At 71.4% G+C, this 12,963-nt stretch carries 12 protein-coding genes; 6 read left to right on the forward strand and 6 right to left on the reverse strand.

Annotation, left to right across the window (positions count from 1 at the left end; all coding sequences use genetic code 11):
• Positions 1-93: 93 nt before the first annotated feature.
• From ACFQVC_RS25860 to ACFQVC_RS25870, 3 genes are all read left to right on the forward strand, one after another.
• Positions 94-1,488: a uracil-xanthine permease family protein gene (locus tag ACFQVC_RS25860; protein WP_381834893.1), complete on the forward strand. Its 1,395-nt coding sequence runs from the start codon at positions 94-96 to the stop codon at positions 1,486-1,488.
• A 139-nt stretch (positions 1,489-1,627) separates the two neighbouring features.
• Positions 1,628-2,320, forward strand: a complete 693-nt coding sequence (locus tag ACFQVC_RS25865; protein ID WP_381834894.1) for a DUF5995 family protein — start codon at positions 1,628-1,630, stop codon at positions 2,318-2,320.
• A 153-nt stretch (positions 2,321-2,473) separates the two neighbouring features.
• A complete protein-coding gene (locus ACFQVC_RS25870; protein ID WP_381834896.1) occupies positions 2,474-3,406 on the forward strand; it encodes a TIGR03619 family F420-dependent LLM class oxidoreductase in 933 nt (310 codons plus the stop codon).
• A gap of 72 nt (positions 3,407-3,478) precedes the next feature.
• On the opposite strand, the gene ACFQVC_RS25875 is transcribed toward ACFQVC_RS25870, so the two are convergent.
• The 4 genes from ACFQVC_RS25875 to ACFQVC_RS25890 form a co-directional block, all read right to left on the reverse strand.
• Positions 3,479-5,188, reverse strand: coding sequence for a flavin monoamine oxidase family protein (locus ACFQVC_RS25875; RefSeq protein WP_381834898.1), 1,710 nt, complete (start codon positions 5,186-5,188; stop codon positions 3,479-3,481).
• Between the two features lie 101 nt (positions 5,189-5,289).
• Positions 5,290-6,087 (reverse strand): carbon-nitrogen hydrolase family protein, encoded by a 798-nt coding sequence (locus tag ACFQVC_RS25880; RefSeq protein WP_381834899.1) that lies wholly within the window; start codon positions 6,085-6,087, stop codon positions 5,290-5,292.
• A gap of 214 nt (positions 6,088-6,301) precedes the next feature.
• A complete protein-coding gene (locus tag ACFQVC_RS25885; protein WP_381834901.1) occupies positions 6,302-6,754 on the reverse strand; it encodes an Lrp/AsnC family transcriptional regulator in 453 nt (150 codons plus the stop codon).
• Between the two features lie 10 nt (positions 6,755-6,764).
• Entirely contained in the window at positions 6,765-8,261 is a 1,497-nt protein-coding gene (locus tag ACFQVC_RS25890; RefSeq protein WP_381834903.1) for an amino acid permease, read from the reverse strand.
• A gap of 348 nt (positions 8,262-8,609) precedes the next feature.
• Here ACFQVC_RS25890 and ACFQVC_RS25895 point away from each other — a divergent pair, with 348 nt between their 5' ends.
• From ACFQVC_RS25895 to ACFQVC_RS25905, 3 genes are read left to right on the forward strand one after another with little or no spacing between them, the layout of a single operon-like run.
• A complete protein-coding gene (locus ACFQVC_RS25895; RefSeq protein ID WP_381834905.1) occupies positions 8,610-9,722 on the forward strand; it encodes an LLM class flavin-dependent oxidoreductase in 1,113 nt (370 codons plus the stop codon).
• Positions 9,719-10,558, forward strand: coding sequence for an SDR family NAD(P)-dependent oxidoreductase (locus tag ACFQVC_RS25900; protein ID WP_381834907.1), 840 nt, complete (start codon positions 9,719-9,721; stop codon positions 10,556-10,558). Before ACFQVC_RS25895 ends, ACFQVC_RS25900 begins: the two co-directional genes overlap by 4 nt.
• A gap of 34 nt (positions 10,559-10,592) precedes the next feature.
• Positions 10,593-11,573: a GDSL-type esterase/lipase family protein gene (locus ACFQVC_RS25905; protein ID WP_381834909.1), complete on the forward strand. Its 981-nt coding sequence runs from the start codon at positions 10,593-10,595 to the stop codon at positions 11,571-11,573.
• Here ACFQVC_RS25905 and ACFQVC_RS25910 read toward each other — a convergent pair.
• Positions 11,560-12,063 (reverse strand): GNAT family N-acetyltransferase, encoded by a 504-nt coding sequence (locus ACFQVC_RS25910; protein ID WP_381834911.1) that lies wholly within the window; start codon positions 12,061-12,063, stop codon positions 11,560-11,562. The genes ACFQVC_RS25905 and ACFQVC_RS25910 overlap by 14 nt on opposite strands.
• Positions 12,060-12,947, reverse strand: a complete 888-nt coding sequence (locus tag ACFQVC_RS25915; protein WP_381834913.1) for an IclR family transcriptional regulator — start codon at positions 12,945-12,947, stop codon at positions 12,060-12,062. The genes ACFQVC_RS25910 and ACFQVC_RS25915 overlap by 4 nt, the downstream gene beginning before the upstream one ends.
• Between the last annotated feature and the right edge of the window lie 16 nt (positions 12,948-12,963).

Below are 12,963 nucleotides of genomic sequence, written 5' to 3' on the forward strand. Positions count from 1 at the left end.
ACCCGCGGCAACCCCGGCTCGGGGCGCCGACACCGTCACAACACACTTAGCATGGCCCTGATCTTTTCCATGTACAGAAAGTGAACCCCGGCCATGAACCTCGGCGTCCGCTGGTCACTCCACGGCGACGGCCGCACTCCCGCCCCGGGCGCCGTGGTCCGCCCCGACGAGCGGCTGTCCTGGCCGCGCACCGTCGGGCTCGGGGCGCAGCACGTGGTCGCCATGTTCGGGGCGTCCTTCGTGGCGCCCGTGCTCATGGGGCTCGACCCCAACCTGGCGATCATGATGTCCGGTGTCGCCACCGTCATCTTCCTGCTCGCCACCCGCGGCACGGTCCCCAGCTATCTGGGCTGTTCGCTCTCCTTCGTGGGTGTGGCCGCCGTGATCCGCGCGCAGGGCGGCTCCAGCGCCGCGGTCACCGGCGCCGTGTTCGTCGTGGGCGCCGCCCTGTTCCTGTCGGGTCTCGCGGTGCGGAAGTTCGGGGCGCGGATCATCCACGCGGCGATGCCGCCGATCGTGACCGGTGCCGTGGTCATGCTGATCGGGTTCAACCTCGCCCCGGTCACGGCCAGCACCTACTGGCCACAGGACCAGTGGACCGCGCTCCTCGTGATGCTGTTCACCGGATTGGCCGTGGTCTGCCTGCGGGGTTTCTGGTCCCGGATCGCGATCTTCCTCGGACTGCTCTTCGGGTACGGGATCTCGTGGCTGTTCGACCGGGTCTTCGGGATGATCCACTCGGCGGGCGGCGACGGCAAGGTCGTCGACCACTGGCGCCTCGATCTGTCGGGCGTGGGCAAGGCCGAGTGGATCGGACTCCCGTCCTTCCACGCGCCGAGCTTCGAGTGGTCCGCGATCCTCGTGGCCCTGCCCGTGGTGATCGCCCTGATCGCCGAGAACGCCGGACACGTCAAGGCCGTCGGCGAGATGACCGGTGACGACCTGGACGGCAAGCTCGGCACCGCGATCTCGGCGGACGGCGCGGCGTCCATGCTCTCGACGGCGGTCGGCGGCCCGCCCAACACCACGTACTCCGAGAACATCGGCGTCATGGCCGCGACCCGGGTCTACTCCACGGCCGCGTACTGGGCCGCCGCGGGCTTCGCCCTGCTCTTCGGCCTGTGCCCCAAGTTCGGCGCGATCGTCGCCGCGATCCCCGGCGGTGTACTCGGCGGCATCACCGTGATCCTCTACGGCATGATCGGCCTGCTCGGCGCGCAGATCTGGATCAACGCCGGGGTGGATCTGCGCAATCCGCTCAATCTCGTGCCGGCCGCCGCGGGCATCATCATCGGCGTCGGCAATGTGTCCATGAAGTTCACGGACACCTTCGAGCTCAGCGGCATCGCCCTCGGCACCCTGGTCGTCATCACCGGCTATCACGCGCTGCGCGCCATGGCTCCGCCGCACCTCAAGTCGCAGGAGCCGCTGCTCGACGAGGGCACCTCGCGCTACGACGCGGCCGACGACGGCCAGGCCAAGTCGTAGGCGCCAGGCCTCAGACACAGCCCCGCCCCGGCTCCGGCTCCGGCCCCAATGTGCGTTCCCCGCTTGGCCGTTCCCCCGTTTCGGGGAAGCGACCGGCCTGGCGGGCTCCGACCGGGCGTGGGCCTGCCACGCTGCGTGTATGGCGCAGTTGGGACAGCTCGAGGCCGGAACGGCCGAGGTCGGCACAGTGCTCTCGCGGATGCGCGCCCTCGGCGCCGACTGGCCGCGCACGGACGGCGTGGCCGTCTTCAACCGGGTCTATCTGTCGGTCACCGAAGAGGTGGCCCTGCGGATCGGGCAGGGCGCGTTCCCCGACGCCGCAGCCGCGGCGACATTGGACGTACGGTTCGCGGAGCTCTATCTCGCGGCGGTGGACGCGGCGGCGCGCGGGCACAGACCCGCCGCGTGCTGGCGGCCGGTGTTCCAGTACCGGCGCCATCCCGGCGTACGCCCGCTGCAGTTCGCGCTCGCCGGGATCAACGCCCACATCGGGCACGATCTCGCCCTGGCGGTGGTGGACACCTGCCGCAGCCTGGACTGCGAACCCGCCGACCTGGAGGGCGAGTTCGACCACGTGGGCGACATCCTGGTGGCCCTTGAGGAGCGGATCCGCGAGGATCTGATGCCGGGGCCCGATCTCCTCCAGGTCGCCGATCCGCTGACGCATCTGCTCGGTTCCTGGAGCCTGGAGCGGGCCAGGGACGGCGCCTGGTCGGCGGCCCGGATCCTGTGGGGGCTGCGCGAACTGCCCGATCTGGCGGAGGAGTTCAGGGAGCGCATGGACGCCGGGATCGGCCTGGTGGGCCGCTGCCTTCTGACCCCGTGGCGCTGAGCGGCGCCCGCTCGTGAACGCCCGCCCTCACCGTGGCGCATGAGTCCCATGAGTCCCATGAGTCCGGTAAGCCCCGTGAGTCATACCCGGCATACGTGATACGCCTGGTACTGACGGCAGTTGAGAATTGGACTACCTCTCAGGAGGACTGGCATGGCGGTCAAGCTCGGGCTCGGACTTCCGCAGATGAAGCAGTACGACATCGGCCGTGACATCCCCGACGTGGCACGCGCCGCCGAGGAGACCGGCTACGAGAGCCTGTGGGTGTTCGAGCGGATCCTCTTCCCGACACCCGCGACCCAGGGCCTGTACGGCATCGAGGGGCTGCCCTGGCCCGACCTCTACCGCTCGGTGGCCGAGCCCTTCGTGTGCATGACCCTGGCCGCGGCCGCCACCCGGCGGGCCACGATCGGCAGCAGTGTCCTGGTGGCACCGCTGCACCAGCCCTTCGAACTGGCCCGTTCCTTCGCCACGTTGGACGCGGTGAGCGGCGGACGGATGGTGGCGGGCCTCGGCACCGGCTGGTCCCACGACGAGTACGCCGCCCAGTCCCCCGCCCCCTTCGCCGAGCGCGGAAAGGTGCTCGACGAGGTGATCGACGTGTGCCGCGCGGTGTGGGGCCCCGACCCGGTGTCGTACGAGGGGGCCCTCACGACGATCGCCCCCTCGGAAGTGGGCCCCAAGCCGGCCCACGAGATCCCGGTCTATCTGCCCGCTCTGAGCCCGCGCTCCGCCCGCCGCCTCGTGGACCGGGCGGAGGGCTGGATGCCCGCGGCGACGGGACCGCGGCAGCTGGCCGATGCCTGGCGGCGGCTGCGTGAACTGGCCGCCGAACGCGGCCGCGAGCGCCCCCTCGCGGCCGCGGTGCGGGTGAACACGCAGTACTCGAAGAAGCCGTACGACGGCCAGGACCGCCGGCCGTTCCAGGGCGACGTCGGCCAGATCGTGGAGGATCTGGCCGCGCACGTGGAGGCCTCGGGCCTTGAGGAGTTCTTCCTCGAACTGCAGGGCGGCACCCGTGACGCGGAGGAGCTCAAGGACGTGGCCGCGGAGGTGTACACGGCGGCCAGGGCCGCGGGCATCTGACCCCCACGGCCGCCGCGGCCGCCGCGGCCCCCGCAACCCAGCCGGCCGGTCAGCCCTCCGGCGGCGCCCGTCTCAGTCCTCCGGCAGCTCCACCGGCGCGATCTCCTCGTACAGGTCGCCGGGGCCGGGGTTGGCCGGGTCGGTGGTGCCGCCGAACTGGTGCATGACACCCCACACCGCGTTCAGGGCGGTCTGCACGGCGCCCTCGGCCCAGCCCGCCGTCCAGGAGATGTCGTCGCCCGCGAGGAAGATGCCGCGCTTGTCCTCGGGGAGCCGGTCCTGCATGAAGTGGGTGAACAGGCGCCGCTGGTAGCGGTAGTGGCCCGGCAGGTTGGCCTTGAACGCGCCCATGAAGTACGGCTCGTTCTCCCATGACACCGTCACCGGGTTGCCGATGATGTGCCGCCGGATGTCGACCTGCGGGTAGATCTCCGAGAGGGACTTGAGCATGACCTCCATCCGCTCGTTCGCGGACAGCGGCAGCCACTTGAGGCTGTCGTCGCACCAGGTGTACGAGAGGCAGATGACGGCGGGCTTGTCCGGGCCGTCGTCGAGCAGGTAGGTGCCGCGCGTCATCCGGTCGGTGAGCGTCATCGACATGACGTCCCGGCCGGTCGGGTTCCCCTTGTCGTCGACGGCCTTGTCCAGCCAGAACGGCCTGTCGACCGGCACGAAGAGCTTGCTGGACTCCATGTAGTGGGTGCGCTCGATCGCCGTCCAGTGGTCGATCGGGAAGAGCGAGTCATCGCACTCGATCTTGGAGAGCAGCATCCAGGACTGCGCGGTGAAGATCGCGGCACGGAAGGTGCGGATGTCGCCGCTCGCGTCGGTGACCGTGATCCGGTTGCCCGCGGTGCGGTGCAGCCGGGTCACGGCGGGACGCGGCGTGCCGTTCTCGTGCAGCGAGCTCAGGGAGGTGCCGAGGGCCCAGTGCACGATCTTCTGCGGCTCGCGCTCCCAGAGCCGCAGCGGGAGCTGCTGGCTGCCGCCGACGATGCCGCGGTGGTGGTCGTCGGCCTCGGTGTAGACGACCCGCAGGATCTCCAGGATGGAGTTGGGGAAGTCGGTGTCCCAGCCGCCCGTGCCGAAGCCGACCTGGCCGAAGATCTCACGGTGCCGGAAGGACTTGAAGGCCTCGGACTCGCAGAGGAAGCCGTAGAAGGTCTGGTTGTCGAGCTTCTCGACGAGCTTCGCCCAGATCTCCCGGATGCGCGGCACGTCGCGCTCGCGCAGCGCCTGGTTCATGTCGGAGAAGTCGGCGCCCTCCTCCAGGCAGGAGTTCCAGGCGGCGGCCACGTCACGGTAGACCTGCGGCAGGTCGTCGACCGTCTCGGCGTAGTGCGACTCGCCCTTGAGGTCCACGACCGTCGACGGCGTGGACTCCGCGAGGGGGTTGGGGAACGGCCGGGTCTTCAGGTCCACCAGGTCGATGTAGTGCTGCAGCGCCGTGGAGGACGGCGGGAAGCGCATCGCTCCCATCTCGGCGGTCAGCTCGGGATCGCAGCCGGGGAAGCCCACGGTGCGGAGCCGGCCGCCGATCTGGTCGGCCTCGTACACCACGGGCTTGAGGCCCATCTTCATCAGCTCGTACGCCGCGACGATGCCGGAGAGCCCGCCGCCGATGACGGCGACCTCCTGGCCGTGCTCGGCCGCGGGTATCTGGCCAAGGCCCGCGGGGTGCGCGAGGAAGTCGTCGTACGCGTACGGGAAGTCCGGCCCGAACATGGTGATCGGCGGCTGCGCATCGGTGTGCTGGATGGCGGTGGGCACCGTGGACGTCATGGGGTACGGACTCCTTGCGCGGTGAGCAGGACGGAACGAAGGACTGAGGGGTCGTACGGGGATGGGGTGCGGGGACGGGCGCCGCAGAGCGTCAGATCAGGTCAGATCAGAGAGGAGTAGAGCCCCGGGCGGCGGTCGCGCAGATACGGGTTGTGCTCGCGCGACGCGGCCAGGAAGCCGGGGTCGGCATCACCGATGACGAGATCCTCGCCGCGGCCCGCGCGAACCCGGGCGACACCGTCGGGGCCGGCGAGCGTGGAGAGCCCGACGAACTCGAACTCCCCCTCGGGGCCGGTCCTGTTGACGTACGCGACGTACATCTGGTTCTCGAAGGCCCGCACCGGCACCACGGACTCGGCGACGAACTGGAAGGGGTGCATCTGCGCGGTCGGCACGAGCAGCAGATCGGTGCCGGCGAGGGCGTGCGCCCGGACGTTCTCCGGGAACTCCACGTCGTAGCAGATCATGATGCCGACCCGGAGCCCGCCCAACTCGGCCTGGACGACGGGCACTTCGCCGGGCGTGAAGTGCTCCTGCTCGAAGCAGCCGAAGAGATGGGTCTTGCGGTAGCCGGCGAGGACGGTGCCGTCGGGGCCGGTCAGCTGCGCGGAGTTGAAGACCTGGCCGTCGGCGAGTTCGGGGTAGCCGTGGAGCACGGCGAGGCCGTGGAGCACGGCGATATCCGCCACGGCGCGCGCGGAGGGGCCGTCGGCGGGCTCGGCGAGGCGGCGGATGCCGTCGCCGATCGCATAGCCGGTCAGATACATCTCGGGGCAGACCAGGAGCCCCGCGCCCGCGGCGGCGGCACGGGCCGCGGCGGCGTCCAGGAGCTCCAGGTTCTTCGCGACGTCACCGGGCCGTCCGGAGCTCTGGAGCAGGGCGGTGCGCAGCGGCGGCATGGGCTGACCTCGGCGGTACGTGTGGGATTGCGGGGACGCAATGACGGTACGGTCGGCGGCCGTGCGGGGACAAGGCGCGTCCATTGCGCTCAGTCGGGCGATCTGTTGCGCGTTCCGGACGGGATACGGCGATTCGTTGCGCGGGCCCGCGAGGGGGGTGGTGTCTTCGCCGGACGGGCCGACGGGATTCTCGCCGGAGGGGCCGGCAGGGCGACTAGGCCGGCGCCCCGGAGGAGAACCGCCGCATCAGCGGCGAAAGCACGAGCACCGACTTCGTGCGCTCCACGAAGTGCTCGCCTGCGATGCGTTCCAGGACCCGCTCGAAGTGCCGCATGTCGGAAGCGAAGACCTGGACGATCGCGTCCGCCTCACCGGTGACGGTGGAGGCGGACGCGACCTCGGGGTAGCGCTCGAGGCCGCGCTTGATGGCCTCGGGCGAGGTGTTGCGCCGGCAGTAGATCTCGATGAACCCCTCGGTCTCCCAGCCGAGCGCCGCCGGGTCCACGCGCACCGTGAAGCCGGTGATGGCTCCGGTGGCGCGCAGCCGGTCGACGCGGCGCTTCACGGCGGGTGCGGAGAGCCCCACCATCTGGCCGATGTCGGCGTAGGAGCGACGGGCGTCCTCGGCGAGGGCGTGCACGATGCGTTCGTCGAGATCGTTCAGCACGGCGGGCGGTTCACTTCTCTAGGGGTGTCTCCGGGGACGGCACCTCGGCCGTCCCGTGGGTGGCCAGACGGGACCGGCGAAGGCCGTACACGAAGTAGAACACGAGGCCGACGGCCATCCAGATACCGAAGACGATCCACGTGATCACGTCGAGGCTGAACATCATCCACACACAGAACGCAAAGCCGAGCAGCGGGAACAGCGGCGCGAGCGGCACCCGGAAGGTCCGCTTCATGTCGGGCCGGGTGCGGCGCAGGACGATCACGGCGATGTTGACCAGGGCGAAGGCGAAGAGCGTGCCGATGCTGGTGGCGTCCGCGAGCTGGCCGAGCGGGATGGCGGCGGCGAGGACACCGCAGAACAGCGAGACGATCACGGTGTTCACGCGGGGTGTGCCGGTGCGCGGGCTGACCTTGGAGAACGCCTTGGGCACCAGGCCGTCGCGGGACATGGCGAAGAGGATGCGGGTCTGGCCGTAGAGCACGGTCAGGACGACGCTCGCGATGGCGATGACGGCGCCCGCGGCGAGGATCGTGCCCCAGAAGGTCTGTCCGGTGACGTCCTTCATGATCCCGGCGAGTGCGGCCTCGGAGTCGGTGAAGCCCTCCCAGGGGCGGGCGCCCACGGCGACGGCCGCGACGAGGACGTACAGCGCGGTCACGATGACAAGGGACAGCATGATGGCGCGCGGCAGGTCCCGCTGCGGGTTCTTGGCCTCTTCACCGGCGGTGGAGGCGGCGTCGAAGCCGATGTACGAGAAGAAGAGCGTGGCACCGGCGGCACTCACGCCCGCCATGCCGAGGGGCATGAAATCGGAGTAGTTGCCGGACTTGAAGCCCTGGATGCCGATGGCGCAGAAGAGCAGCAGCGCGGCGATCTTCACGGCGACCATGATGGTGTTGGCGCGGGCGGACTCACGGGCGCCGCCGAGCAGGAACACCATCGCGAGCAGCACCACGATCAGCGCCGGCAGATTGAAGATCCCGCCGTCGCCGGGCGGCGCGGAGAGCACATCGGGGATGGTCACGCCGATGGTGCCGGCGAGCAGTTCGTTGAGGTACTCGCCCCAGCCGACGGCGACGGCCGCGACGGAGACGCCGTACTCAAGAACGAGACACCAGCCGCACACCCAGGCGATGAGTTCACCCATGGTTGCGTACGCATACGAGTACGAGGATCCGGCGACCGGGATGGTACCCGCGAGTTCGGCGTAGGACAGGGCCGAGAAGAGAGCCGTGAGACCGGCGATCACAAAGGACAGCGTGACCGCGGGACCGGCCTTGGGGACCGCCTCGCCGAGCACCACGAAGATACCGGTGCCGAGGGTCGCACCGATGCTGATCATCGTCAGCTGCCACATGGAGAGAGTCCGGCGCAGCGTGCCGCCTTCTCCCTTGCCACCCTCGGCGACCAGCAGTTCTACGGGCTTGCGGCGCATCAGCCTGCGGCCGATGGCGGGCGACGGCTGCGGGTCGGGGGTCGGCGGGGCGGCGCCTTGGTCGAGCACTCGAGGGCTCCTCATCGCTGCGGGAAGGACGGCAGCGACCGCGGCGGCCGTGCGGAGCGGCGGCCACCGAGCAGGCGGTCACCGCCATACGAAGTACAGCGCATGACCTTAGGGGGCTCGGCTTCACTTGCGTAATGAAGCAACCTTGCGCATACGGGCAAGATCATTGCGTACCCCTGAAAAATACGGGAGTTCGTTGCACATCAGTTTTCGATCGCTGCGCGAACGTGACCATTGACACATCACGGACGCTCCTCCATCCTCCTCGCCGCCCAGGCGGACCGCTCTTCGAGATATCGAAAAACGCACCCCGGTCCGCCCCGCGACAGACCCTTCACGGGAGGCCCGATGGACCTGGACGTGCTCTACGAGATCGATGTGCCGAAGCCCTGGAACGGGCCCCATCCCTACGGCCAGCGCGCCGCCGAGCAGCGCGCCTACCGCGAGGCCGTGGAGCAGATCCGGCTCGCCGACAAGGTCGGCTTCCGCACGGTGTGGGCGGTCGAGCACCACTTCCGCGAGGGCCGCTCGCACTGCCCCGCGCCGGAGGTGCTGCTCGGCCATCTGGCGGGTCTGACCGAGCGGATACGGCTCGGGTTCGGGGTGACGCTCACACCGTTCGGCTTCACCCCGCCGCAGCGGATCGCGGAGAAGGTCGCGGCCGTCGATGTCCTGTCGGGCGGGCGCGTGGAGTGGGGCACGGGCCGTTCCACACCCATGGAGCAGACGGCGTTCGGTGTGGACCGGGAGCGGTCGCGGGACGACTGGCGCGAGGCGATCGAGATCGTCACCGGGATGTGGCGCGAGGAGTACTTCGAGTACGCCTCCGACCGGTTCACGTTCCCGCGCCGGATGGTCACGCCGAAGCCGGTGCAGGACCCGCATCCGCCGGCCTGGATGGCGGCCACGTCGCCCGGCTCTGCCGAGGTCGCGGGGGCGAGCGGCCTCGGACTCCTCTCGTTCTCGATCATGCAGCCCCTCGATGCGATGGCCCGGCAGGTCGCCGCGTACCGCGAGGCGGCCCGCGCCCCGCGCCCGATCACCGACGTCACGACGGACCGCGTCAGCGCGTACACCCTGGTGCACGCCACGGACCGGCCGGGCAAGCGGGTCTGGGACTCCGTCGCCTGGTGGTACAGCAACCTCGCCCGCTTCACCCTCGACTGGGAGCTGCCGCACCTGTCCCCCGAGGAGCGCGAGAGGACCTTCCCGCTGCTCACCCCGATCCTCGAAGGGGACGTGCCCGTACGGGACTTCAACGACGGCGACATGATCCTCATCGGCGACGCCGAGACCATCGTGCGCAAGGCCAAGCGCTACGCCGACCTCGGCATCGACCAGCTCATCGCGTACGTCCAGTGGGGCTATCTGGAGCACCAGGAGATCCTGCGCACCATCGAGATCCTCGGCAAGGAAGTCATCCCCGAGCTGGCCGCGTACCGGCCGAGGAGGCCCGCGTGAGCACACCACCGGACTCTCCCCCGCCGGGCACCGCCCCGCTCGACGACTCCCCCGTGCCCGACTACGCCGCCCTGCACCGCCTCGACGGACGTGTCCACGTCGTGCTCGGCGCGGGCAACGGCATCGGACGCCAGACCACCCACGCCCTGACCGCGGCCGGGGCGCGGGTGCTCTGCGTGGACGCCGACAAGGAGCGCACCCGGGCGGTGGCGGCCGAGACCGGGGCCGTCCCGTATGTCGCCGACATCACCCGGCGCGCCGAGGTACGGGACCTCTTCGCCTTCTGCGCCCGGGAGTTGGGGGCCGTGCACGGCGTCGTCGACATCGTGGGCATGGCACGCTACGCCGACCTCGCCGACCTGGACGACGCGGCCTGGGACTGGCACTTCGACATCGTCCTGCGGCACGCGTGGCTCACCGTGCAGTACGGCGCCGAGGCGGTCGCGGCCTCCGGCGGCGGCCCGCTCGCCTTTGTCGCCTCGGTCTCCGGACTCACCGGCGCACCGCGGCACGCCGCCTACGGGGCCGCGAAGGCGGGCCTGGTCTCGCTGGTCCGCTCGGCGGCCGTGGAGTACGGGCCGCGCGGTGTACGGGTCAACGCGGTGGCCCCCGGCGTGGTGTGGACGCCACGGGTCGCCGGCCTCATCGGCGCCGAGGGCAGACGCCGCAACGCCGGCAACGCACCGCTCGGCCGGGTCGCCGAGACCTCCGACATCGCCGCCACCCTGCTCTTCTTGTCCACGCCCCTGTCCGCCTACGTCAGCGGGCAGACCCTGGTCGTGGACGGCGGGGTCGGCGTGAAGTTTCCCTACCCGACCGTCGGAGGTCCCTCATGAGCGTCATGAGCGCGCTCCTGGCCGGAGGCCCCGCGTGAACGGGCTGCTGCGGGGCGTGCGTTGGTACGACGGCGCGCGGCCGGTGCGCGCCGATCCCGCCGACCGCGACCGCCTCCCGGCGGACACCTGGGACCGGGCGACGGTGCCCGCCGGGGTGCGCCTGGAGTTCATGACGGGCGGGGGCGGCGCGCGAGCGGTCGAGGTGGCCTACTCGGGGTCCGCGCCGCTCGCCGCGGACGCGTACCGGCCCTCGGAGCCCGTGTTCACCCTCCTCAGGGGCGAGGACACGATCGCGGAAGCGGCGGCGAAGGCGGCGCCGGACTCGGTCGTACGCCTTGAACTGCCCCCGGACGAGGGGCCGTTCACGCTGCATCTGCCGGAGACGCTCCGCCCGGTACTGCACTCCGTGCGCGGCATCGGCGGAGCACTCGACGCCGTGCCCGCACGGCCGCCCCTGCTGGTCTACGGCGACTCCATCGCGGAGGGCTGGTCCGCGTCACGCCCGCACCGAGCCTGGCCCGCCGTCGCGGGCCGGGCGCTCGGCCTGGACACCGTGAACCTGGGGTACGCGGGGGCGGCGCGCGGAGAGCTCGCCTCGGCGGAGCAGCTGGCCGCCCTCCCCGGCGCCGTGATCACGGTGGCGTTCGGCACCAACTGCTGGTCCAGAACGCCCCATTCGGCGCCGCTGTTGCGTGAGCAGGTCTGCGCCTTCCTCGCCCTGGTCCGGCGCGGACACCCGCACACCCCGCTCCTGGTGGCGTCCCCGGTCCTGCGCCCCGACGCCGAGGACACCCCGAACGCCCTGGGCGCCACCCTCGCCGAACTGCGCTCCGCCGTGGAGGAGGCGGCGCGGGCCGAGGGTGTGGCGCTGCTGCCCGGCGCGGAGCTGCTGCGGGCCGAGCATTTGGTGGACGGCGTACACCCCGGCGACGCGGGTCACGCACGCATCGCGACGGCCACGGCGAAGGCCCTGCGCCCCCTGCTCGGAGATCCGCCGCCCGTCACAACTCCTTGACCAGAAAGGTGCATTGATCGGCACACTCCACCCGCCGCCCCGCCATGTCGACGTACGCCCAGCGGTCCGTGTAAAGCACCGACGGCCGGTAGCCGAGGCGTTCGTAGAGGGCGGCGGCGCGCGGGTTGGCGGTGTCGACGCCGAGGCCGATCGCGGGCAGCCCCCGCTCGCGGGCGAGCTCCTCGGCCGCCCTGATCAGCGCGCTCCCGATGCCCCTGGACCGCAGCTCCGCGGCCACGCCCAGGCCGTTGGTCTCCGGGCAGTCCCCGTGCACGGCCCGCACCTCGGGGGCCGCGCAGCCCTGCCAGCGCACCTCCGCATGCCCGGCGGGCAGCCCTTCGTGCCAGGCGATCAGATAGGTGGAGAGCCCCTTCTCCTGGCGTGCGCAGCGGGCGGCGTGGTGGGAGTCGGCGCTGTTGGACGGCAGCTGCCGGTCGAGGAGGGCGAGGTCGTCCGCGCGGCAGGGCTCGATCCGGGGGGTGATCTTCACCCCGGCGACCCTACCGGCGGCCGCCCGCCGATCTCCTGGCTCAGCACCCGCCCCACGGCGGTGAGTCGCCCCGCGAGCTCCTGGACGCGCGCGCCCGCCAGCGGGGGCAGGCCGGTCGCCGTGAGTGCCAGGGCGACCGTGCCGTACTGGTCGAAGACGGGGGCGGAGAGGGTGGCGAGGCGGTAGGTGGCGCGCGGTGCGACCTCGAGGAGTTCGTAGTCCTCGCCGAGGGCGAGCACCGACTCGGCGACCCGGGTACGCAGTTCGCTGTCGCGCGGAGTGTCGGCGAGCTGCGCGAGGGTGGCGCCGAGTGCGGTGCGGGCGGCCGTGTCCCGGTGCGCGGACCAGCCCCGCTCGCGGACCACCGCGAGCGCCGTGTCGAGGTGCGCGGGCAGCGGCACCCCGGCGGCCGTGCGGTCCAGCCAGCGCCTGATGTCGCCCGCGCCCGACCAGGCGAGGAAGACCTGCCCGAGCGGCGGCAGCAGCGGAAGCCGCTGGCCCGCCCAGACCTCGGGCGTGGTGGGGCGGCCCTCGACGCCGAGGATCACGATGCTCTCGCCCGCTACGGCGCTGATCACACCGGCGGCGCCCGACTCGGCGGCGAGCGCCCGCAGTTCGTGCCGCGCGCGGTCCACGACCCGGTGCCGGGTCAGCGCGGCGTGTCCGGCGGCGACGGCCGACATGCCGAGCCCATAGGTCTTGCGCCCCGGATGCCGTACGAGATACCCGGCGTCGGTGAGCGAGCGCAGGACGGCGAGCAGCGAGGGCGCGTTGATATCCAGGGCGGTGCTCAACTCGCTGAGGGAGTACGAGCGTTCGGGGTGCGCGGCGAAGTGGTCGAGGACGGCGAGGGCGCGGGTCGCGGCGAGCGCGGGACGTACCACGGCCCCGATCGTAGGG

This window comes from Streptomyces monticola (genome assembly GCF_042665355.1).
Taxonomy (GTDB): Bacteria; Actinomycetota; Actinomycetes; order Streptomycetales; family Streptomycetaceae; genus Streptomyces; species Streptomyces monticola.

What these genes read in the sequence shown, in the direction of transcription:
- ACFQVC_RS25865 (WP_381834894.1), top strand. Translation starts at nt 1,628, where the DNA reads ATGGCGCAGTTGGGACAGCTCGAGGCCGGAACGGCCGAGGTCGGCACA.
- ACFQVC_RS25870 (WP_381834896.1), top strand. Translation starts at nt 2,474, where the DNA reads ATGGCGGTCAAGCTCGGGCTCGGACTTCCGCAGATGAAGCAGTACGAC.
- ACFQVC_RS25895 (WP_381834905.1), top strand. Translation starts at nt 8,610, where the DNA reads ATGGACCTGGACGTGCTCTACGAGATCGATGTGCCGAAGCCCTGGAAC.
- ACFQVC_RS25875 (WP_381834898.1), bottom strand. Translation starts at nt 5,188, where the DNA reads ATGACGTCCACGGTGCCCACCGCCATCCAGCACACCGATGCGCAGCCG.
- ACFQVC_RS25880 (WP_381834899.1), bottom strand. Translation starts at nt 6,087, where the DNA reads ATGCCGCCGCTGCGCACCGCCCTGCTCCAGAGCTCCGGACGGCCCGGT.
- ACFQVC_RS25860 (WP_381834893.1), top strand. Translation starts at nt 94, where the DNA reads ATGAACCTCGGCGTCCGCTGGTCACTCCACGGCGACGGCCGCACTCCC.